The sequence below is a fragment of the uncultured Megasphaera sp. genome, from assembly GCF_900539295.1.
Classification (GTDB): Bacteria; Bacillota; Negativicutes; order Veillonellales; family Megasphaeraceae; genus Megasphaera.
Genome location: NZ_UQBH01000007.1, coordinates 12,682 through 34,910 on the forward strand (window position 1 = coordinate 12,682; position 22,229 = coordinate 34,910).

Below are 22,229 nucleotides of genomic sequence, written 5' to 3' on the forward strand. Positions count from 1 at the left end.
ATCAGCTATATGAATCAGATTGGCTTTCTTCACAGCAGCCATCTATGTTGTTTTTGCTAAGCTATAATTTGTCCTGTAATTCAAGGACCTTTCCGTCGGCAAAGGTCATCTTTTGGATGGTGAATTCTAAGGTATAGTTATTGAGACCATCGGTGTAGATTTTCTTTTCCTTATCGATGAAGGGATTCAAGGATTTTTCGCTTTCGCTGTCAAAGGTCCAAATCTTATCGCTGCTGTAATCGGAAGCGGTGTAATTTTTATCGATGTTATCGATTTGGACGGGAAGGGTGACAGCGGTCTTTCCGTCTTTATCCTTAACGTTCAGATAACCCATGACGGAGCTCACCTTTTTATCCGGCGTCGGCAGGGTATAACCGATCTGGAAGCGGATATAATGGGACGGGAAGAAGGAATTCTGACTGACGATACTGCCGGCGATTCGATTGGATACGTCGAAGGCAGCGTCCATTTCTTTCTTGACCGGGGCATTGATTTCAGCCAGTTTTTCCTGCGTCGCCTTTTCCTGTTCCTGCATGAATTCGATTAAGTTGGCCACTTCGACGACCTGCCATTCGCCTCCGTCAATGGCCCGCATTTTGATTTTCAGGTCAAAGTCTTTGTCGACCTTCTTATCGTGGAGGATAAGGGTCACGATGGCAATGTTGCCGTCTATCTGCGTGCTTTTAACTCCGGAATACTCGAGATCCGGCGTATTTAATTTCTGGCTGACTTCCTGAATCGAAGCCTGATTCTTGCCACCACTTTGGGCCGGCTTTTCAAAATTCCCCGTTTCGACGTATTTCTCGGTTTCGGTGATCATCGTTTGAATCATGTTTTCTTTGAGGGCCGCGACGATGCCGGACACAAAGGCATTGGACGCGTCCTCGCCCAAGCTTTCCTGCATGAGGTCATCGAAGCCGCGGCTGTATAAAGACTTCAAATCAACATGGCGTCTAAAGGTCGGCAAATCGTGGTTTTCTATCGACTTTTGGACAAGTCCTAAAGAATAAGCCGGTGTCTTGACCCAATAGAGAAAATAAAACAACAAGGCTCCGATAAGAATGACTAAGACCGCGGAAAGACCGATAAGGACCTTGCGGTTCTTTTGAAATGCAAATGACATGATGACATCCTTCCCTTCCATTCGCCCCGCCTTTATTAAAAGCAAAATACTGTATACATATTTATGTTATATTTCTATATAAAATTCATAAATAAAACAAAATAGTCCCATTTTATAAATTTTGTTTAAAATAGCAGGCATTATATAACACATTATAAATTAATTAAGGGCGAATATTTGTATAGCTTTCTTTCTAGTATAACATATTAATTGTCCTAATTCTGTCATAGTTAACACATTTTAACAATATTTCTATGATATTTTTTTAATATAAGAGTATGGGGTCATGCAAACCAGTTATAAATCATTTTGTGATGAAGACAAGGAATCGACCTAAACACTACGCCGAGCTTTATAAAATCAGCCCTTTCAGACAAGAGACAGACGCAAAACAGCCCTGCTCCACCATCATTTTGATGACGATGAAACAGGGCTGTTAGGAAATACCGGTGATGACTGCCTACCTTTATTCCGGCTTTATAGTAGATACCATGGCCGCTTTAAATTCATGGACTTCATAGCGAGCCATGTCGTCCTTAGCAAACACGTCTTCGGCGAGGATGGCGTCAAGTTCTTCCCGCGAAGTCAGGTTGGACAGCATGATGCCGGCCTTAGGAATATCGATGTAGGGCCCGACGAGGACGAAATGTCCCAGATTAAAATGTTTGGTAAACCATTCCACATGCTGCTGAAATAAAGATTCTGCCTGGTCCTGAGGAATGTTTTCCGGATTCAAGTATTCGCTGATAATAAACATGGTGCATGACCTCCTTTTCAATGGCTGAGTCGCTTTGATACTTACAGCTTACAGCATGGAGTTTAGTCCGGGCAAGGCGTTGCTTAGAAAATTTTGACACCTTTCGTCAGTTTCGGAGAGAAGGATTTTTATGTCGCATGTCGAATTTGTAACATATGGATTGTTTTTCAGATCTGATAATTTATTTACTATTGAAGTGAAGACTGTTTCCCATAGGGATTTTCTAAAGGAGGCGTTTTGATGAAGTGGAAGAAAGTTTTTTGTACCGGCCTTTTTGCAGGCCTTTTGACCGTAACGGGAATGACCGGCTTTGCCCTTGATCTGACCAAGGAAGCCGACGTCATAAGCCGCAATCCGTCCAACGTCTATACGATGTACCTCGGCATGTCGGATGCAGAATTCAAAAAGAATTTTTCCGGCGTTACCGGTTGGAACTATAATAACTCGACGCAGACCAAGATGTGGAAGCTGCCAAGTATTTTAGAAGCTTACGACAATGGCCAAATCGGCATTGTCCACACTTACGGCCGCTCTGAAAAGCACGACACGGTGCCCTACGTCATGAAACGCGAAGCCCTGGAGGCTGATTTTAAAAAGGGCCGGCCTTTAGGCAATTATTCCGCTATACTGAAGATGACCGTCAAATCGGATGACGTAAAAAAATTGAAGCCCGATGACGTCTCAACCATCATGCAGGAAGGCCTTTCGGATTTTAAATTGGCAGCCGACAATATGACCAAAGCCTTAGGAAAAGGTCCGACGGGCTCTCGTTATCTCGACGGACAGCTCAACGGAAGTGCTTTTGCCAAGCAAATCATCTACACCTGGGATACCAGCAGCCGCTCGGGATATTCCTTAAGCATTGCCTACAACATTCCCCAGCCCATCGACCGCAGCCGTCCGCAGCCCGTCGATTATACAGAGCATCCCGAGTTTGACCCGGAAGACGTCATCATTACGCAGCTCGTAATGCAGCACTACGACTGGGATTTGGAAGACAAGTAGGAGGTTTCTATGTTCGATATTTTGAAGACCATCGGCGAAATCCTTATCGCCATCTGGGTCCTCCGCTATTTGATTCACATCTACAATACCCTCGGACGCACTCGCGAGCCCGTCCGCAAGGCATTGGCCGATATTTCGACGTATAAGGCCCAGCGGGAAGCGACGCTCTATCACCTCTACGTCATTGCCGAGCAGTTCAGCCAACGCGAAAGCAATACCCTCACGCAAGCGAGCCTGGCGAACATGTCTCGTCAAAACGCTAATTTCCAGGCCTTAGCCGCAGCTTATCCGGAGCTGAAGTCGAATCAGACCTATCAGTCCCTCATGGACAGCGTGAAAGCCTTGGAACTCCGGATTCAAGAAAGCCGTCAGGAATATAACCAGGCCGTCAGCAACTATCAGACCCTGCGCAGCCAGATTCCTTACTGCCTGCTGGCGCCTCTCTTTGGCTTCAAGCCCGCCGAATACAATCAAAAAGAGAAGGATCTCGACGCCAGTCCCGCCGAAATCAAGACGGCTCCGGAAACACCGCCGCCGGTCATCGAAAGTTCGGTCAAGGAGGTTATGCCGGAACCGGTCTATCATTGTCCCAAATGCCAGTCTGAAATTCATCAGCTGAAGGGAAAATTCGGTCCCTATTGGCGCTGCGAAAACCCAAAATGCAAGGCCGATTTCACTGACGACGACGGAAAACCGGTCATCCGCCTCTGCCCGACCTGCGGCACCGGCTACCTGCACAAACGGACCCTGTCTCACAAGGACTACTGGACGTGCAGCAACTACCCGGAATGCAAGGCCAAGTACCCTGCCGATACGGCCGTACTGACCGAGGCGGCAGCCGACGATTGATCCATACCGGGGCGGTCGGTTCTATGATATTCCGGCCCGCTGCCGTCCGAAAAGCCTTCATTGACAAATACCGACGGTTGTCGGTATAATGAACGGGTAATAAATTCAATAACAGGACTTCTAGTGGCGCTAGAGGCTTCGGCAAAAGAAATAGCTATGTACGCTAATGGCGTATGTTCGGCTATTTCTTTTTTTGTTTCAAGGCCGATTTTTCGTTCCGAGTGCCAAAAGACAGCTTCTGTCATTGGGCCTATTCTATTTTTCCTTAAAGGAGGGTTTAACGAACATGTCCCAACCTCAATCAAACGGACTTTTAGAACGATTATTCCATTTATCTGAACATAATACGACGGTGCGGCGCGAATGCCTGGCGGGTCTTACGACCTTCGTCTCCATGGCTTACATTCTCTTCGTCAATCCTATCATCTTAGGCGATGCCGGCATGGATCCCGGTGCCGTCTTTACGGCGACGGCCTTATCGGCCATCATGGGCTGCCTGCTCATGGGCTTTTTGGCCAACTACCCCATCGCCATTGCTCCGGGCCTCGGCGACAACGCCTTTTTCACCTATTCCATCGTCCTGGCCATGGGTATGCCTTGGCAGCAGGCCATGGGCGGCGTCTTCATTGCATCCATTTTATTTACCCTGGTATCCTTATTCAAACTGCGTGAAATCATCATCGACGCCATTCCTCAAGACTTAAAGTACGCCATGGCTGCCGGTATCGGCATCTTCATCTCCTTCGTCGGCCTCCAGGGCGGCGGCATCGTCATGGCCGACCCGTCGTCGATGGTCGCCATCGGTTCCTTTAAGGTCGCTACGACGTGGCTGACCATTTTCGGCATCTTCGTAACGGCCATGCTCATGGCTAAAAAGGTTCCCGGCGCCATCTTTTACGGCATCGTCCTGACGGCTGTTTTGGGCCTTGTCACCAATCTCATCCCCTTGCCGGACAGCATCATTTCCATGGCTCCGAGCCTGGAACCGACCTTTGGCGTCGGCGTCGCCAACATGGGCGCCATCGTCACCGACCCGCAGATGTGGGCCGTCGTCGTCATCTTCTTCCTGGTCGCCTTCTTCGATACGGCTGGAACCCTGATCGGTCTTGCCCAGCAGGCCGGCATCATGCACGACGGCAAGATGCCCCGCATCGGGAAAGCCCTCATGGCCGACTCCCTGTCCATGCTCGGCGGGGCCGTCATGGGAACGACGCCGACCGCCGCTTACGTTGAATCGTCGGCCGGCATTGCCGTCGGTGCCCGGACAGGCCTTACGGCTATCGTCGTCGCCATTCTCTTTGGCTTCAGCATGATTTTCTCGCCCCTCTTGTCGGTCGTTACGGCCCAGGTCACAGCGCCGGCCCTGATCATCATCGGCGTCCTCATGACGTCGTCTCTCCGCGAAATTCACTGGGATCAATTCGAAACGGCCTTCCCGGCCTTCTTAGTCATCATCGGCATGCCCCTGACCTTTAACATTTCCTACGGCATCGCCTTCGGCTTCCTCTTTTACCCGATTCTGATGACCATTGCCGGCCGCCGGAAAGAACTGAATCCCCTCATTTGGGTCATGTTCGTCCTGTTCCTGATCCTGCTCTATACCTTGACGATTCTTAAATTCTAAGGAGGTAGCCCTATGCTTACGAAAGAATTATTATCCGACTATATCGATGCCGGCGCAGCCAAAATCAAGGCCGACCTGGCCATCGTCGGCGGCACCCTTATAAACGTCAACACCGGCGAATATTATAAGGCTGACGTCGCCATGTATAAGGGAAAAATCGTCGCCGTTGAAAGTGATATTTCCGACTACATGGGCCCTGACACCAAGACCGTCGACGGGACGGGAAAGTATTTGGCTCCGGGCCTCATCGACTGCCATATCCACGTGGAATGCAGTAAGATGAGCATGACCCGCTTTGCCCAGGCCGTCGTTCCCTGCGGCACGACGAGCATCGTAAGCGGCCTTGACGAATACATTTCCGTCATCGGCGTCGACGGCTTAGGCCCGATTTTTGAAGAAATCGACGCCTCGCCCTTGAAGGTCTTTTGGGCCTTGCCGTATAAAACGCCGTACACCATTCCCGTATCGACCATCGCCTACAATGTCACGGCCAAGGATCACGCCAAATACCACCAGAACCCGAACTGCTACGGCATTTGGGAACTCGTCCGCGAAGCCGTCCAAACGAAGGATCCCGATACCCTCGAAGCTTTGGTCTTGGCTCAAAAATACCATCGCCCCATCTTCGGCTGCAGCCCCCTGGCCCGCGGCAAGGACCTCAACGAATACCTCATGAGCGGCGTCCGCGTCGACCATGAAAGCTACGATCATCAGGAATTTTTAGAAAAGGCCCGCAAAGGGATGCACACCATCATCCGCGAATCGGCAGTCACCAAGTTCCTGAAGGAAAACGTCCGGGCCATCACCGAAGGGGCCCCGGGCATCGCCCGCCACACCAGCTTCTGCTCGGACGACGTCCACGCCCGCGGCATCTTAAAGACCGGCCATATCGACAACATGGTCCGCCTGGCCATTGCTGCCGGTCTCGCTCCGATGACGGCCATCCAGATGGCCACCATCAATGCTGCCGAAGCCTATGAAATCGACGACCGCGTCGGCTCCATTGCCCCCGGTAAAGATGCCGATATCCTCCTCATCGACCAGCCCGGGACCTTCACCGTCGAAACGGTCATCAGTAAGGGCATGGTCATCACTGAAAACAAGAAAAACGTCTTCACCTACACCGTACCGGCCCGCGATGCAGCCCTGCTGAATACGGTACAGCACGAAAAGATGAGTCCCCTCGACTTTGCCTACCACGTCGACCTCAAAGAAGGGACGGCCGTCGTCGAAACCATCAACAGCGTCGGTCCTTTCATGCGCAAACGCCGTGACGTCGAACTCGAAGTCAAAGACGGTATCGTTCGCCCGAGTGCCGAAAAAGACGTGGCCTTAGTCTCGGTCATCGAACGCTACGGCAAAAATGGCAACGTCTCCAAAGGCTTCATCTCCGGCTGGTCCCTCACCAAGGGCGCCATTGCCACGACGGCCGCTCCCGATGACAACAACCTCGTCGTCGCCGGTGCCAACTACGAAGATATGGCATTGGCAGCCAATACCCTCATCGAAAACGGCGGCGGACAGGTCGTCGTCCTCGACGGAAAGATTGTATCCTTCCTGCCTCTGCCCATTGCCGGCATCGCTTCCGACATGACGCCGGAAGAACTGGCTCAGAAAGAAAACGAACTCGATGAAGGGGCGAAAACCCTCGGAAGCCGCCTGCCGGACCCGATCTTCTACCTCTCCTTCCTGCCCATTACGGCTATTCCCGACCTTGCCATCACCGACGGCGGCAACGTCGACTATACGAAACTGGCTTACTTTGACCCCATTTTGCAACTGAAACCGTAATTTCTTAGCAAAACAAAAAATTATAATCATCCGATACAAAATCGCCCCCATGACATAGAACAACTACGTCATGGGGGCGATTTCATAAGATACCGTTCAAGATATCCTTGCTAACAGTTATAAAAAGATAATCATATCACCGATCATAATGCGCGGAACCTTTTTGCCTTCCAAGGCGATTTGGCCGGGCATTTCTGCCTTTATCCCGACTCCGAAAACGAGGGTGCAGTGACCATGTTCCTTCAAGGTCTGATTGGCTTCCGAACCGACATCACTAACCAGATATTCTTCATCGGCAATGAGCAGCTTGTCGCCGACTTCAATAGGCTGGGACAAGGTGCTCTTGGTGTGGGACACGACCATATTTTCATACGCATAGGGAACGTCGTTATCGAAGATGATAATGCTGTTTCGTATTTTCATAAACGACAGGACAGATTCCCCAATCGCAGTAACTTTTGCTTCGTATTTCATAATAGCAGCTCCTTTCTGTACATCTTAAACAGATATTCCAGCGTTAACAAAATCGCTGTAACAGAGGCTAAGCAAATAAACTTTTTCTGTATAGCTTAAAATATAACAGATATTCCCAGCGTTAGCAAGATAGCTGTAACCGAAGCAAAACAAGTCGCCACAGTATATGATTTCAATGCCCTTTCAACGGTCAGGCCGAAATATTCCTTAACCATCCGGAACCACGATGAATACCTAGGAATCTGTCAGAAAAGAAAGTAAAAAACGGTCAAGAAGATTTTAAATGTTTTACATTGAATTTTTCCAGTGTTTTACATATTCTATATGTTCCTTTGGTATGCTGTAAAAAATAGACTAAAAGGTGGGATTTTTATGGCAAAGACTTATGTGCTCGATACGAATGTCCTGATTCAGGCTCCGTATGCTATGCAGTGTTTTGAAGATAATCATGTCGTTATTCCCCTGGTTGTCGTTGAAGAATTGGACGGATTAAAAAAAGCGGATGGTGAACGCGGGTTCAATGCCCGTCAAGCCATCCGCTTTTTGGAACGTTTAAGGCTTCGCGGGAATTTACTGGACGGCGTAGCCCTTGATAACGGCGGCACGGTGCGTATCGAGATTAACTGCGTCCATGAGGCGCTGCCGGAATCGCTGCCTGAAGATCAGGCCGATAACCGAATTCTGAAAGTCTGCTGCCACCTGCAAAGCTGCCAGCCCATTTTGGTCACTAAAGACCTGGTGCTGCGGCTCAAAGCCCAGGTGCTGAATATTGAAGCCCAAGATTTCAGTACGGAACAGGTACTGCCGGAAAAGAACGGCTATACCGGCCGTCAGACTTGTTACGTTCCGGAAAGCGACTTCGATTCCTTTTTGGAAGAAGGCATCGACATCAGCCGCCTCTACCAAATCGACGGCGATGCCCAGCGTTATGACGTGACGGTACAGGAAAATGAGTTCATCATCTTACAGGCCGACGCCTCTCTTCGCAAAACCCATTTAGGCCGAGTCCATCAGGGCCGGGTCATCCCTTTGACCTACGGCCGCATGAACCCCTACGGCATCAAGCCGCGAAATGCCGGCCAGTATTTCATGCAGGAAGCCCTCATGCAGCCTGCTGACGAAGCACCGCTGGTCATCATCAAGGGCCAGGCCGGTACGGCAAAGACCTTCTACTCCTTGGCCGTAGGCCTTGAAAAAATCGTCAACCATCCGACGGGCGAATACCGGCGCATCCTCATCTGCCGGCCGAACGCCCAATTCGATTCCGATATCGGCTTTTTGCCCGGCGATGAACAGGAAAAGATTTCTCCCCTCATGCGCCCCATTATCGACAACTTGGAGCAGCTCATCGACAGCAACGAAGCCGAACGCTATGAAAATGAACGGGAACTGGCCGAAAAGATTGAAGAAATCTTCGACCGCCACCTCATTCAGACCGAGGCTTTAAACTTCATCCGCGGCCGCTCTTTGGAAAAGACCTATCTCATCATCGACGAAGCGCAGAACATGACGCCCAATCAGGTAAAGGGCATCATTACCCGTGCCGGCAAGGGCACGAAGATCATCCTCGTCGGCGACCCGAACCAGATCGACCGTCCCTTCCTCGACGAACGGACGAACGGCCTGACCTATGCCGCCGGCAAGATGAAGGGCAGCCCCTTGTGCTATCAGCTGACCATGCGGGCTGACGAATGCGAACGGTCGCCCCTGGCTTTGGATGCCGTTCAGCGGCTGTAAGCCCGGCTTTTAGCGGTTATTTCAGGTACTGCTGTGATACTGCCGGATTCCACGAGCAGGGACTGTCTTCTTTCTCAAAGCGCCAGCGCTGACGGACGTCGGGGTATTTTTCGTGATCCACTTCGCTGAGGAACATCTCTAAGGGACGGATGAAATCGCGGTATTCGCCGTATAAGGTTTTGTAGACGACGTACGTTTCCTTCGTCGCAGCATCGTCGGCAAGGCCGATGATACGGTAGCGCTTCTGTTTAAAGTGACGCCACGTTTCGCCGGGTCTGGGCAGATCCCGTCCAGCGACAAAAGCGCTGAGAGCTCCCAAAGACGGCAGAAAAGCGGCAGCTTTCACCCATTTGGCATCGACGAAGCCTTGGTCGCACATGGCTTCTAAGAAGGCCTTCAGGGGCTGATAATAGCCGTTGAAGTCGAGGAAGGCGAAGCGCCCTTTGAGATGGCCGAGCTTTACTTCACTCATGACCTGGCTGATTTCTTCCAAGGTGCCGAAGCCGCCGGGAAAAGCCAGAAAGATATCGCCCAGTTCCATCATCTTGGCTTTTCGCGAAGCCATGTCCGGCGTGACGATGAGTTCTGTCAGTCCTTCCAGCTGCAGGGCCGTATCGATAAATTCCTGAGGCTCGACGCCGATGACGGCACCTCCTTTTTTAAGAGCTGCCGCTGCTACGGCTCCCATGAGTCCCGTTCGGCTGCCGCCGTAAATCAAGGTGTGCCCGTGTTCGGCAATCCAAGCCCCTAAGGCTGAAGCATAGGCTTCATACCGCGGGTCCTTTCCCCGGCTGGCGCCGAGATAGACAGTAATGTTCATCGTATTCCCTTCTCTCCTCTAGATTCATGGCCTTGACGGCCATTGTATGCTACAATAATACTATCTATTATAGCATATGTGAGGAGTATTCCGACGTATAAATGTCAGGAAAAACCGCAGCTGTCCGGCAAGTTTTATCGGCGAAAGAAAATCCCGTAAGGGAAGAGATTTCGTTCGCAGCGATTCGTGCCCTTAAGGATTTCATATCCCGCGGCGATCTGATTTTGCAGGCCGACAGGCGGTTCATAAAAGAGCTTCACCCATCGAGGTATACGTAAAAGGCGTATTCACAAGAAACTTCTTGCGAAACGCCTTTTTCTGTATCTCTATAACTGTAAAAACGAAAGGAGCATGTACCTTGCCCAGAGAAACGGATGCGCCTAATTTTTTTATCGGCCGCAGCGACGCCATTGCCAACAACGACAAATTATCTCATAAATCCCGTCAGAGCCTGTATACGGCCCGGGCGGCCAATACGGTCGACGCCTATCGCTCAGACTGGAATGACTTCTGTGATTGGTGTGCCTACCACAATCTGTCGTCCTTTCCGGCCGAACCGGAAACAATCGTAAACTACATCAACGACCTGGCCGACAATGCCAAGGCTAATACCATTGCCCGGCGCCTCAGCGCCCTTACGGAAAACTTCGACGCCGCCGGCGTTCACGACAACCCCTGCCGCTTTCCCATGGTCAAGAATGCCCTGCGCGGCATCAAGCGCATGAAGGGCACCATCCAAAACGGCAAGGCGCCGGTCCTCTTTGATGATATCAAAGAAATGCTGACCTTCCTCGAAGGCAAAGACCTTCAGCAAATCCGGGACCGGGCCATCTTATTGGTCGGCTTCTACGGCGCCCTTCGCCGGTCGGAACTGGCCGGCATCGACGTGGAAGATTTGAAATTCACCCGCCTGGGCCTGCTCATCACCCTGCGCAAATCGAAGACTGACCAGTTCGACCAAGGCCAGATGATCGCCATCCCCATGGTAAAGGATACGAATCTCTGCGCCGTTACGGCATTAAAAAACTGGCTCGACATGAGCGGCATCACGACGGGTCCCGTCTTCCGTGGCCTGACCAAGGGCCACCATATCCGCAAGACGCGGATTTCCGATAAGGCCATCGCCCTCATCGTCAAGCACTATGCCGAACTGATGGGCATGAATCCCGATGACTACGGTGCCCACAGCCTGCGCCACGGCTTTGCCACGTCGGCGGCTCAGCATCATGTGGAAGAACGGCAGATCATGCGCCAGACCCGCCATAAGTCACAGTCCGTCGTCCGCCGCTACATCGACGAAGCCGACCGCCTCATCGACAATCCTATCTTTAAGATTACCGACGACAAACCTTAAGGGACGAGCTGGCCGGCAAAGGCCTGGCGAACGTGGCCGGCTTTTCCGGCGGAAACGGGCAGGCGCAGGACTTGGCCCGGCTGAATGGCCTTGTCACCGGTCAGTTTATTTTCGTCGAGGATGGACTGGATGACCTGACGGACATCTGTATCTTCGTCGACGACGACCGATGCCAGCTGCCAAATGGTCTGGCCCTGTTCGACGCGGACGGAAACGTATTCCTGTGAAGGCTGGTAGCTCCAGCCGATTTGGGTGCACATAAAGATAGCCAAGCCGATTAAGGCGGCATATTTGAATAAGGGGCTTCTGGCTCTTCTTCTTTTTCTCATGGCAATCACTCCTAAGTAAAAACGAACGTTCTAAGAACAACTGTTCGTCGACACCCTTATTATATCTTCGAACAGTTGTTCTTGTCAAGGCGATTTGAACAAATGTTTGATTTTTTTTGAGAATTTCGGTATAATATGACTAGCTATACTGGAATGATTGCAACTTGCCAGAGACTGGAGTGACTATATATGATTACCAATGAAAAAATGCTGACGACCCGTCAAAAACAGATATTAGAATACATCCGCACCTGTGTCCACCAATTCGGCTATCCCCCGTCGGTCCGGGAAATCTGTAAAGAAGTCGGCCTCAGTTCGACATCGACGGTTCACGGCTATCTCCATCGCCTGGAAGACCTCGGCTACATCCGCCGAGACCCGGCTAAAAACCGGACGATTGAACTCCTCGACGAAGGCTCGTGGCGGTCGAAGAAAATCGTTCCCCTGCCCCTGGTCGGTCAGGTACGCGCCGGGGCCCCCATCTTTGCCGAAGAATGCGTCGAAGACGTCTACCCTTTCCCGGCTGATTTCATCGGCAACGATGACTGCTTCATGCTCATCGTCCAAGGGGACAGCATGAAAAATGCTGGCATCCTCGAAGGAGATCAGCTCATCGTCCGCCATCAGGACACGGCGGAAAACGGCGAAATCGTCGTGGCCCTCATCGACGATGAAGCGACGGTAAAGCGCTATTTCCGTGAAAAAGATGCCATTCGACTCCAGCCGGAAAATGACGAATATGAACCGATTTACACGCGAAACTGCAAGATTCTCGGCAAAGTCGTCGGCCTCTACCGTCAATATTAGGAGGTATCTCTATGGTTGATGTTGCAGCGGCAGCAGCTGACAGCGCTCTCTTTGACGGCATCCGCCCGGAAGACCGGTCAGCCATGCTCACCTGCCTGGGCGCTCAGACGAAGACCGTACGAAAAGGTGAATTTTTAGTTCTGGCTCAGGATGAAGTCCGCTATATCGGCGTCGTCTTAAGCGGTGAAGTCCACATGATCCACGAAGACCGCTGGGGCGATAAGGCTGTCCTGGCCGTCATCAAAGAAGGCGGCCTCTTTGGGGAAACCTTCGTCTGCGCTACGATGCTCCAGTCTTTAGTCACCTTCCAGGCCGTCAAGACGACGACCTTCCTGACCCTGCCCTTTCAAAAAGTCCTCCACGTCTGTACCCAGGCCTGTCCCTTTCACCATCGACTCATCGAAAATATGCTGCACCTCATTGCGGCAAAGAACGCCCAACTCATGGAAAAATTGGAAGTCGTCTCGAAAAAGACCCTGCGTAAAAAGCTGCTGACCTATTTCTCCTTCCAATCGGAAAAGGCCGGCAGCCCGACCTTCACTATTCCCATGACGCGGATTCAGCTGGCTGACTATCTCTGTGCCGACCGAACGGCCGTCGCTCGGGAAATGACTCGGATGAAAGAAGAAGGACTCATCGATGTAAATCAGCAAACCGTTACTCTGAACTGACATACAAAAAAACGGAGTGCTGCCACGTGATGTTGGCGGTACTCCGTTTTTGCATGCCTGATATTCACTTATTTCTTCAAAGACAGGCCGTCGTGGAAGGCTTTGCCGACGACGGGACCGATGAGGCGGTAAGTCTTGGTACTGCTGTCGTACATGATGGGCTGAAGCTTGTCGTAGTCGACGAGGCCGTCGGTGAGGACCGATTCATCAGCCTGCTGGGCCACGATTTTACCGACGAGGATTCCCGTTTCGTCATCATAGCTCTTGCATTCGCATTCGAGAGTGACGGGAAATTCTTCGATAATCGGAGCCTTGACGTGACTGCTTTCATGGACGTGGCAGCCGGCCACTTCTATCTTATTGACGCGGTTCCCCGTTTCGACGCCGAAGTAATCGGCCAGGACCATCGTATCTTTGGTTGCAAAGGCCACCGTAAAGGCGCCGGTCTTTTTGACGTTGTCCGTCGTCTTGTGCTTGTCTAAAAATAAGGTGATTTCATCGAAATCGGACTGGGAGCCCCAGGCTGCATTCATGGCATTAGGAACGCCATTTTCATCGTAGGTTCCGATGATGAAAACCCCTTCCGGGGCGATACAAGCTTCTTTCCCGGTAAATTCTTTACTCATGATATCATTCCCCCTTACGGTTATTTTCTTTATTATAACAGAAACTCGTAAGCGATGGATACAGAATGCGGCGAAAAAGGAAAACCCGACCGCCCTGCGGCAGCCGGGTATATGACGATATGACGTTCAGTTCGTTACCGTCAGTGTGGCGTCGAAGGACTTACCGATGACGGGGTATGGGTGACGGTACGTTTCGGTACGGCGGTATTCGAGGATGAACGGATGCTGGTCGTCGACTGAGCCTGCTTTTTTGCGGCAGCAATGCCGTACGGAATGGCCAGAAAGACGACGGCACCGACGAGATTGCCTAAGGTGACCCACAGGAGGTTGTAGCCGAAACCGGAGAAGCTTACGGCCATGCCGGCCGGATTGAGGAGGCCCAAGGTCAGGACGGTCATGTTGGCCACGCTGTGTTCAAAGCCGCAGGTGAAGAAGGCGTAGAGACACCAGAAGGTCATGATCAGTTTGCCGCTGTCGGACTTGCAGCGGAAGCCGCACCAGACGGCCAGACATACCAGGACGTTGCACAAGATGCCTCGCAGGAAGAGGACCAGCGGCGGCAGACTCATTTTAGTCGCGGCGGCTCCGGCCAAGGCCTGTCCGACACTGCCGGCCGTCCCAGCTGCCCCGTAGAAGAGGAACGATAAGATGAGGGCGCCGACGAGGTTTCCAACGTAGCAGACAATCCACAGATGAACGACGTCGAGCAAAGAAACGGTCTTTCCGCGCCAGCCGCTGAAGAGGACGAAGGCGTTGCCCGTAAACAATTCTGCCCCGGCGATGATGACCAGACTGAGGGCGACGCCAAAGGACAAGCCCATGGCAATCTTATTCATCGGAATCGGCCCCAGGGTGCCGCTGACCGTAAAGGCCAGGAGGACGCCGAAGCCGATATAAGCACCGGCCAGCGCCGACAGGAGAAAATATCCCAAAGGGTTATTTTTTAAAAAACGTACCTTGGCAGCCGCACCGGTAGCGGTTGCTGCATATTCTTCATCATACATAGTACCTCGCCTCCTACTTCAAACCTGAATAGCGGATGCCGTCCAATACAACGGCTATGGACCTCAGCTTTGGGCGGTAAGCTGACGTCCTTCATGATCCGGCGCAGAACCTCCTCCGCGCCCGTCCGATGGACGATGCAGCCGATGGGTTCTTTGCCGCCCGGCGCTTGCGGATCCATATATGTTGGGCGTAGGCGTAGACATGGCAGATGATGTTGATGACGCTGTCGGCGTCAGCCCATTTCATAAAATCGATGCCCATGCGGATTTTTTTGCCGCTGCGGCCGGGAGAATCATGAGGAAATACCGGGGCTTGCTGTGCGTCCGGAGCGGTTCTTATCCATTCTCAGGGCTTCGACAGAAAGCTGTTTGTACTTTTCAATGCAGGCACTGCAGCTGATGCAGCGCATCGGATCGAATTGAAGCTCGGTCATACCGATAATGAAATCGTGCATGCGGACCTTGCCGCAGTCGTTGAGTCAGCCCGTGAGAGCGACTTTGACGTGAAGTCATTAGGGAAAATGGCCTTTTCAATGCGTTCAATGATTTTTTCACACATTGTAATAACAAACCGCTTTTTATTTTATTCTTATAATACCACAAATGAGCGGTCCAAACTATGGCTGCCACAGCATATATTGAAAAAATCGCATTATACATATATTAATAAATCATGTTTGCTTTTTCTTTGTTCCGAAAAGACAAAAACGGCTCCCATTGTGGAAGCCGTTTTTTGGTTCTTTGTCAAATATTGGTGTTCCCCTGACATCATTCACCACGACCGGATGTATTTCTTTATTATCGCAGAAAATTCGGATGAGACGGACAAATTCAACTATTCAGCGATTTTTTTAGCCGCCACCCCGTAGGGTATGGCCAGGAAAAGAATGGCGCCGACGAGGTTCCCCAAGGTGACCCACAACAGGTTGTGCCCGTATCCTGTGAGGCTTACGGCCATGCCGGCCGGATTGAGGAGGCCCAGGGTCAGGACGGTCATATTGGCCACGCTGTGCTCAAAACCGCAGGTAAAGAAGGCGTAGAGACACCAGAAGGTCATGATCAATTTTCCGCTGTCGGACTTGCAGCGGAAACCGCACCAGACGGCGAGGCAGACCAGGACGTTGCACAAGATGCCCCGCAGGAATAGGACCAACGGCGGCAGGCTCATCTTGGTCGCGGCAGCTCCTGCCAGGGCCTGTCCGACACCGCCGGCCGTTCCGGCAGCACCGTAGAAGATAAACGATAAGATGACGGCACCGACGAGGTTGCCGAAGTAGCAGACGACCCACAAACCGATGACGTCGGTTAGGGTAACGGTCTTTTGCCGCCAGCCATTGTAGAGAACCATGGCATTGCCCGTAAAGAGTTCGGCCCCGGCAATGATGACCAAGCTCAGGGCGATACCGAAGGACAGGCCCATGGCGATTTTATTCATCGGAATCGGACCCAGGGTCCCCCCTACGGTAAAGGACAGGAGGATGCCGAAGCCGATATAGGCACCGGCCAGGGCCGACATAAGAAAGTATCCTAAGGGATTCTTTTTCAATAAGCGTACTTTGGCAGCCGCACCGGCTCCCGTCGCCGCATATTCGTCTTGATACATTGCGTCTGCCCCCTACTTCAAGCCCGAGTACCGGATGCCGTCCCAGTACAGGGGTTTGTAGATTTCGGCCTTCGGCGGCAGATTGACGTCTTTCATGATCCAGCGCAGGAATTCTTCCGTTCCCGTCCGGTCGACGATGTAGCCGATGTGTTCTTTACCACCCGGTGCTTCGGGATCGATGTATTTCTGGGCGTAGGCGTAGACGTTGCTGATGATCTTGACGACGCTGTCGGCGTCAGCCCATTTGATGAAGTCGATGCCCATGCGGGGGTTCTTCTTGCCGCTGCGCCCGAGGAGGGTCATGCGGAAGTACTGAGTCTTGCTCCGCGTCCAGGCACGGGTCGGGCAGGCGTGGGCACAGACGCCGCAGCCGATGCATTTTTCGACGTTCCGTACAGGCCGGTTCTTATCCATTTTCAGGGCTTCGACGGAGAGCTGTTTGCACTTCTTGACGCAGGCGCCGCAGCTGATGCAGCGCGTCGGGTCGAATTGGGGCTCGGTCATGCCGATGATGCCGAAGTCGTGCATGCGGACCTTGCCGCAGTCGTTGGGGCAGCCAGTCAGGGCGACTTTGACGTGGAGGTCATTGGGGAAAATAGCCTTTTCAATCCGTTCGGCCAGGGCCGTCGTATCGTAGTTGGCAAAGGGACAGATACGGTTGCCGACGCAGGCCATGATGTTACGCGTGCCGGACGAATCGTAGCCGCGGCCTTTTTCCGACTGGTTGATGCCCAGTTCTTCGATGATAGGCTGCAATGCCTTATTGACTTCGTCGACTTTTTCAAAGGGAATGCCCAAGATTTCAAAGCCCTGACGGATGGTCAGATGGACTTCCCCGCTGCCGTAGGTTTCGGCGATTTCCTGAACTTTGCCGAGGACGTCAGCCCGGAGATGGCCGCCGGGAACGCGGACGCGGGCCGACGTGACGCCGCGGTTCTTGGTGACGCGGAAGGCGTTTTTCTTTAACTTGCCACAATTCATATCAATCATCGTTCTTACCTCCTAGTCGATAAATGAGCGAACCGTCGTGTATTTGAATACCGGGCCGTCTTGGCAGACGTAGAGCTCGCCAATGCGGCAATGACCGCATTTACCGAGGCCGCAGCACATCTTGCGCGATTCTGACAGCCAGATTTTTTCTTCGTCGAAGCCGATTTTTAAGAGTTCCTGAATGGAGAATTTGATCATCATCGGCGGACCGACGACGACGGCGATGGCGTTGTCGAAATCTTTGAGCGGCAGTTGTGGGATGTACTGCGTAACCAGACCGACATTACCTTCATAGCCTTCGGGGGCGGCGTCAACGGTGTAGATGAAGTTCATGCCGTCGGCGATCCAGCGTTTCAAATCGTCGCGGAACAAGATGTCGTCCGGCGATTTGAAGCCGGAAATGATGTTCAGGCTCTTGCATTCATCCATGTGATCGGCGAAGTAGTCGATGACGCCGTGGACCGGAGACAAGCCGGAACCGCCGGTGATGAGGACGATTTCCTTGCCTTTAAAGATGTTGACGTCGAAGCCGTTGCCGTAAGGGCCGCGCATGAAGAAGTGGCCGCCGACGTAGTTTTCAAAGATTTCTTCCGTAAGGGAACCGACGCGGCGGATGGTGAAATCCAGGGAATGGTCGGTGATGCCGCTGACGGAGATGGGCGCTTCGCCGTATTTCGGGATGGAGATCTCAAAGAACTGGCCCGGCTTGACGGGATGCGTGTCGCCGCGGTCGTAGGACATGCGGAAGGTATATTCCACATCGGCGTGTTTGATGACCTCTAAGATTTCTGAGCGAAAAGGCATATATGAATTATTCATGGCCGCTGACCTCCTTCATTCCGGCTTCTAATTTTTCGACACAATGGGTAAAGGAAATGTATTCGGGACAGATGGCATCACACCGGCCGCAGCCGACACACATCTGGAAGCCCGAGCGCTTCTTGAAATCGAGAACCTTGTGGAGGACCTTGAAGCGCATCCGTTCGCCGGCTTTCTTGCGGAAACAGAGGCCGCCGGCCACTTCCGTATAGCCGTCGATCATGCACGATGCCTGGACGCGGCGCCGTTCGCCGGCCTGGCCGTTTTCGGTGTAAAACAGATCCTGCATGGACCAGCAGGTGCAGGTCGGACAGGCAACGGTGCAGCGTCCGCACTTGATGCAGCGCTTGTCGTATTCGTCCCAAATAGAGCTCTTGGCAACGGCTGACGTCAGGTTTTCCGGAACCTTGACGGTCAGGCTGTTTTCCATAACAGCATCAGGCGTGACGTCCACTTCGGCAGCGCCCATGTCGATGAAGGCCCTGGCCAGTTCCGGATCTTTGCAGTCGATTTCAAAGCCGCCGCTGCGGACGTTTACGGCCACGTCGTAGTCCGTGCTGACGTTGGTCCCCATGGAGACGCAGAAACAGCCGTCAAAGTCGTGGTCGCAGCCCATGAGGACGAATTTCAGTCCATCGCGGACGCGCTTGTAATAGGAGTCTTCCGGCCCGTTTTCGAGGAACATATAATCGAGGCGTTTTACGGCGTGGAGGTCGCAGCTGCGGAGGAAGACGATAGTCCCCCGCGTCGGCCCTTCCGATTCGGTCATACCATGTTCCGTAAAGTACAATAAGGTCTGGCTCAATGGCAGGAGAATATCCTTAAAGGAGTATTCCGACCGATCGTTCCAATCGATGTCGGCCAAATCCGTGACTTTCCCGTAACGAACGACGTCTGTTTCAGAAAAACGTCCCGTTCCTTCAAAGACTTTCGGAGCGTAAATGTCATATTTTTTTCTCCAGCTATCGAAGACAGTTTGAAATTTTTCAAGTGATACCGCGTATCCCATAGCAGTCCCCTCTTTCAGTAAATACTTTTTTTCACATAGATCGTGACAGCAATCTTATTTCTAGCTTGTCCTTATCATAGCAGGAAGGCGTCGTTCAAACTGTTGCCGTGGCAACGGTTATTGAAAATTCCCGCAATTAATCATGCTTAAAAGTCATCCATACCTCCATCCCCAAAAGGCAAAAAAAGTGCCGCTCCCGCCGTGGGAACAGCACTTTTTTGGTGATGAAGTTATTCAAAATCGTTATGGAATTTAATCGTGCGGTACGTTTCAAAAGTCAGCCATTTATCGAAGACCTTGGCATCGGGATTGTCCCCGGCAGCGGCATAATCGGCCTTAAAGGCGGCAAATTCCTGTGCCGAATGGACATTGATGGCAAAGCCCCGGCCGTTGACCAATGGTTTTTCTGTATAGGCATACCCGTCGAGGGACAGGATGTTGGCTACCTTGGCCTTACGGATTTCGACGGCCAGATTATCGCGGAGGATAAGGATGTCGAAGTCGTCGGGGTAGGCGTAGGTTTCACCTTTGGTCGGAATGGCATCGCCAATGTGATACTGGCGGTAAGCCGGTTTAGCCTTAGTGATGTTCAGGCTCTGCATACCGTAGAAGAAGTCTTCAAAGACGTCGCCCCGGCCTTTCAGGCTGCCGTTGACAAAGGTGTGGTCCCTGTCGGTATCGTTGCCGTCGATGACGACGCCGCAGGCCGAGGTCATGTTGGTGACCCGGTCGATGAGGATCAGTTCGCCAAGCCCCTTGTGATGACTGAAGGTATCGACAACGATCGGTTCCTGGAGGAACAAGGTGCAGACGGCGATTTCGTTCTTAGACACGGATGTCGCCCGTTTTTTCTCGCCCGTATTGACGTCGATGGTGTAGTCGACGTCGGTCAGGACGCCGACGATTTCTTTCGTTCCCAATTTGACGACGTATTCTTTTCCGACGACTAAGGGCTGATCATCCATCCAGAGCATGGTCGCCGTAATGCGCTGACCGAGGCCGATAGCCGTGTCTTTGGTAAAGACGCAGCCTCGGGAGACGTCGACTTCCCGGTCGAGCTGGACGTTGACCGGCTGACCTTTTGAGGCCGACGGCACGGAATTAAAACCGACCAAGAGGTCTTTGACCTTAGCTTCCTGCTTGCTGGGCAGGATATGAACCGTGTCGCCGATGGCCAGGCTGCCGCTTTCGATCTGACCCTGGAAACCGCGGAAGGTATGGTTCGGCCGGCAGACGCGCTGAATGGGAAGGTAAAAGCCTTCTTCGTCATTTTCTTCGACGTCGACTGTTTCCAAGTATTCGAGGATGGTCGGGCCGTCGTACCAAGCCATGGGCACGGACTTTTTGGTAACGTTGTCCCCTTCCGTCGCCGAGACGGGAATAAAGACAGCATTTTCCAATTCCAAGTCGTCCCGAAGAGCTTCGATATCCTGTTTGATGGCTTCAAAGCGCTTCTGATCGTAGTCGACGAGGTCCATCTTGTTGATGGCAAAGATGAAGTAGCGGATGCCCATGAGGGCGCAGATCCGGGCGTGGCGCCGGGTCTGGACCAAGACGCCCTGGGTGGCATCGATGAGGATGATGGCCAAATCGGCAAAAGAGGCGCCGACGGCCATGTTGCGCGTATATTCTTCGTGGCCCGGCGTATCGGCGACGATGAAGCTGCGATTATCCGTATTGAAGTAGCGATAGGCCACGTCGATGGTGATGCCCTGTTCCCGTTCGGCCATGAGCCCGTCGAGGAGGAGCGAATAGTCGATGGCGCCGCCGCGGCTGCCGACCTTACTTTCCAGCTCCAAAGCTCGTTTCTGGTCGGCATAGAGCAGTTTGGCATCGTACAGTAAGTGGCCGATCAAGGTCGATTTGCCGTCGTCGACGCTGCCGCAGGTGATGAATCTTAATAACCCGTTTTCATTTCTGTCCATTAGAAATACCCCTCTCTCTTTCTGCGTTCCATGCTGCCGGCTGCTTCATTGTCGATGACCCGGCTCGTCCGTTCTGACGATACGGCACTCAAGGTTTCGTCGATGATGGCGTCCAGCGTGTCGGCATCCGATTCGATGCCCCCCGTAAGCGGATAGCAGCCCAGGGTCCGGAAGCGAATCTTTTTATGCATGACTTCTTCACCGGGTTTGAGGCGCATGCGGTCGTCGTCGACCATGATGATGTTGCCGTCGCGGTAGACGCAGGGCCGTTCAGCGGCAAAATACAGGGATACGATATCGATGTTTTCCCGCTTGATGTACTGCCAGATATCCTTTTCCGTCCAGTTGGAAATAGGAAATACACGCATACTTTCCCCTTTATGGATATGGGTGTTGTACAGTTTCCACATTTCCGGACGCTGGTTTTTCGGATCCCAAGCCTGAGCTTCGTTGCGGAAGGAGAAGATACGTTCCTTGGCACGGGACTTTTCTTCGTCGCGCCGACCGCCGCCGAAAGCTGCCGTAAAGCCGTATTGGTTCAGGGCCTGCTTTAAGGCCTGGGTCTTCATGATATCCGTATAGGACGCGCCGTAATCGAAGGGGTTGACCCCTTGTTTTACCCCTTCCTGATTGATATGTTCAATGAGCTGGAGGCCGTATTTTTTCATCGTTTCATCGCGGAAGCGAATCATTTCCTTAAACTTCCAGGTCGTGTTGACGTGGAGGAAAGGAAAAGGCGGCTTTTCCGGATAAAAGGCTTTCAAGGCCAAATGGAGCATGACCGAGCTGTCTTTGCCGATGGAATAGAGCATGACGGGCTTTTCACACTCTGCAGCCACTTCGCGGATGATGTAAATCGCTTCGGCTTCCAAGTTGTCAAGATGCGATAATGCAGACATAATAATCCCCCTC

The 22,229-nt window shown here is 52.3% G+C and carries 24 protein-coding genes; 8 read left to right on the forward strand and 16 right to left on the reverse strand.

What is annotated here, in order from left to right; all coding sequences use genetic code 11:
* Window positions 1–61: 61 nt before the first annotated feature.
* Window positions 62–1,123, reverse strand: coding sequence for a hypothetical protein (locus QZQ46_RS03405; protein WP_296826839.1), 1,062 nt, complete (start codon window positions 1,121–1,123; stop codon window positions 62–64).
* 466 nt (window positions 1,124–1,589) lie between these two features.
* Entirely contained in the window at window positions 1,590–1,880 is a 291-nt protein-coding gene (locus QZQ46_RS03410; protein ID WP_296826841.1) for a YciI family protein, read from the reverse strand.
* A gap of 240 nt (window positions 1,881–2,120) precedes the next feature.
* Here QZQ46_RS03410 and QZQ46_RS03415 point away from each other — a divergent pair, with 240 nt between their 5' ends.
* The 4 genes from QZQ46_RS03415 (at window position 2,121) to QZQ46_RS03430 (ending at window position 7,149) form a co-directional block, all read left to right on the forward strand.
* Entirely contained in the window at window positions 2,121–2,885 is a 765-nt protein-coding gene (locus tag QZQ46_RS03415) for a hypothetical protein (protein WP_296826843.1), read from the forward strand.
* A 9-nt stretch (window positions 2,886–2,894) separates the two neighbouring features.
* The gene (locus QZQ46_RS03420; protein WP_296826845.1) at window positions 2,895–3,734 is read left to right on the forward strand and encodes a LemA family protein; all 840 of its coding nucleotides are present in this window, start codon (window positions 2,895–2,897) and stop codon (window positions 3,732–3,734) included.
* A gap of 286 nt (window positions 3,735–4,020) precedes the next feature.
* Complete coding sequence (locus QZQ46_RS03425) at window positions 4,021–5,358, forward strand: NCS2 family permease (RefSeq protein WP_296826847.1); 1,338 nt, start codon at window positions 4,021–4,023, stop codon at window positions 5,356–5,358.
* 12 nt (window positions 5,359–5,370) lie between these two features.
* Entirely contained in the window at window positions 5,371–7,149 is a 1,779-nt protein-coding gene (locus tag QZQ46_RS03430) for an adenine deaminase C-terminal domain-containing protein (RefSeq protein WP_296826849.1), read from the forward strand.
* Window positions 7,150–7,266: 117 nt separating this feature from the next.
* On the opposite strand, the gene QZQ46_RS03435 is transcribed toward QZQ46_RS03430, so the two are convergent.
* Window positions 7,267–7,623, reverse strand: coding sequence for a PTS glucitol/sorbitol transporter subunit IIA (locus QZQ46_RS03435; RefSeq protein WP_296826851.1), 357 nt, complete (start codon window positions 7,621–7,623; stop codon window positions 7,267–7,269).
* A gap of 95 nt (window positions 7,624–7,718) precedes the next feature.
* Window positions 7,719–7,838: a hypothetical protein gene (locus QZQ46_RS10570; RefSeq protein WP_366135329.1), complete on the reverse strand. Its 120-nt coding sequence runs from the start codon at window positions 7,836–7,838 to the stop codon at window positions 7,719–7,721.
* 157 nt (window positions 7,839–7,995) lie between these two features.
* On the opposite strand from QZQ46_RS10570, the gene QZQ46_RS03440 reads away from it, so the two are divergent.
* Complete coding sequence (locus QZQ46_RS03440; RefSeq protein WP_296826853.1) at window positions 7,996–9,360, forward strand: PhoH family protein; 1,365 nt, start codon at window positions 7,996–7,998, stop codon at window positions 9,358–9,360.
* Window positions 9,361–9,376: 16 nt separating this feature from the next.
* Here QZQ46_RS03440 and QZQ46_RS03445 read toward each other — a convergent pair whose 3' ends face one another.
* Window positions 9,377–10,180 carry a TIGR00730 family Rossman fold protein gene (locus QZQ46_RS03445; RefSeq protein ID WP_296826854.1) on the reverse strand — a complete coding sequence of 268 codons (804 nt, stop codon included), beginning with the start codon at window positions 10,178–10,180 and terminating at the stop codon, window positions 9,377–9,379.
* 358 nt (window positions 10,181–10,538) lie between these two features.
* Here QZQ46_RS03445 and QZQ46_RS03450 point away from each other — a divergent pair, with 358 nt between their 5' ends.
* Window positions 10,539–11,534, forward strand: a complete 996-nt coding sequence (locus QZQ46_RS03450) for a site-specific integrase (RefSeq protein WP_296826855.1) — start codon at window positions 10,539–10,541, stop codon at window positions 11,532–11,534.
* Here QZQ46_RS03450 and QZQ46_RS03455 read toward each other — a convergent pair.
* Window positions 11,531–11,863 (reverse strand): LysM peptidoglycan-binding domain-containing protein, encoded by a 333-nt coding sequence (locus QZQ46_RS03455; RefSeq protein ID WP_296826856.1) that lies wholly within the window; start codon window positions 11,861–11,863, stop codon window positions 11,531–11,533. The two genes, QZQ46_RS03450 and QZQ46_RS03455, sit on opposite strands and share 4 nt — an antisense overlap.
* A gap of 189 nt (window positions 11,864–12,052) precedes the next feature.
* On the opposite strand from QZQ46_RS03455, the gene lexA reads away from it, so the two are divergent.
* Both lexA and QZQ46_RS03465 read left to right on the forward strand, forming a co-directional pair.
* Window positions 12,053–12,670, forward strand: a complete 618-nt coding sequence (gene lexA, locus QZQ46_RS03460; RefSeq protein WP_044503744.1) for a transcriptional repressor LexA — start codon at window positions 12,053–12,055, stop codon at window positions 12,668–12,670.
* Window positions 12,671–12,681: 11 nt separating this feature from the next.
* Window positions 12,682–13,341, forward strand: coding sequence for a Crp/Fnr family transcriptional regulator (locus QZQ46_RS03465; protein WP_296826857.1), 660 nt, complete (start codon window positions 12,682–12,684; stop codon window positions 13,339–13,341).
* A gap of 68 nt (window positions 13,342–13,409) precedes the next feature.
* Here QZQ46_RS03465 and QZQ46_RS03470 read toward each other — a convergent pair whose 3' ends face one another.
* From QZQ46_RS03470 to cysD, 10 genes are all read right to left on the reverse strand, one after another.
* Window positions 13,410–13,967: a flavin reductase family protein gene (locus tag QZQ46_RS03470; RefSeq protein WP_296826858.1), complete on the reverse strand. Its 558-nt coding sequence runs from the start codon at window positions 13,965–13,967 to the stop codon at window positions 13,410–13,412.
* Between the two features lie 140 nt (window positions 13,968–14,107).
* Window positions 14,108–14,971: a formate/nitrite transporter family protein gene (locus QZQ46_RS03475; RefSeq protein ID WP_296826859.1), complete on the reverse strand. Its 864-nt coding sequence runs from the start codon at window positions 14,969–14,971 to the stop codon at window positions 14,108–14,110.
* Window positions 14,972–15,062: 91 nt separating this feature from the next.
* Entirely contained in the window at window positions 15,063–15,218 is a 156-nt protein-coding gene (locus QZQ46_RS03480; protein ID WP_296826860.1) for a hypothetical protein, read from the reverse strand.
* Window positions 15,219–15,264: 46 nt separating this feature from the next.
* A complete protein-coding gene (locus QZQ46_RS03485; RefSeq protein WP_296826861.1) occupies window positions 15,265–15,426 on the reverse strand; it encodes a hypothetical protein in 162 nt (53 codons plus the stop codon).
* A 380-nt stretch (window positions 15,427–15,806) separates the two neighbouring features.
* Entirely contained in the window at window positions 15,807–16,574 is a 768-nt protein-coding gene (locus tag QZQ46_RS03490; RefSeq protein WP_296826862.1) for a formate/nitrite transporter family protein, read from the reverse strand.
* A 12-nt stretch (window positions 16,575–16,586) separates the two neighbouring features.
* Window positions 16,587–17,564: a sulfite reductase subunit C gene (asrC, locus tag QZQ46_RS03495; RefSeq protein WP_225069407.1), complete on the reverse strand. Its 978-nt coding sequence runs from the start codon at window positions 17,562–17,564 to the stop codon at window positions 16,587–16,589.
* A 12-nt stretch (window positions 17,565–17,576) separates the two neighbouring features.
* Window positions 17,577–18,383, reverse strand: coding sequence for an anaerobic sulfite reductase subunit AsrB (gene asrB, locus QZQ46_RS03500; protein WP_044503739.1), 807 nt, complete (start codon window positions 18,381–18,383; stop codon window positions 17,577–17,579).
* Window positions 18,376–19,392, reverse strand: coding sequence for an anaerobic sulfite reductase subunit AsrA (asrA, locus tag QZQ46_RS03505; RefSeq protein ID WP_296826863.1), 1,017 nt, complete (start codon window positions 19,390–19,392; stop codon window positions 18,376–18,378). Before asrA ends, asrB begins: the two co-directional genes overlap by 8 nt.
* A gap of 230 nt (window positions 19,393–19,622) precedes the next feature.
* The gene (locus QZQ46_RS03510) at window positions 19,623–21,317 is read right to left on the reverse strand and encodes a sulfate adenylyltransferase subunit 1 (protein WP_296826864.1); all 1,695 of its coding nucleotides are present in this window, start codon (window positions 21,315–21,317) and stop codon (window positions 19,623–19,625) included.
* Window positions 21,317–22,219, reverse strand: a complete 903-nt coding sequence (gene cysD / locus QZQ46_RS03515; protein WP_353736594.1) for a sulfate adenylyltransferase subunit CysD — start codon at window positions 22,217–22,219, stop codon at window positions 21,317–21,319. The genes QZQ46_RS03510 and cysD overlap by 1 nt, the downstream gene beginning before the upstream one ends.
* Window positions 22,220–22,229 lie beyond the last annotated feature (10 nt).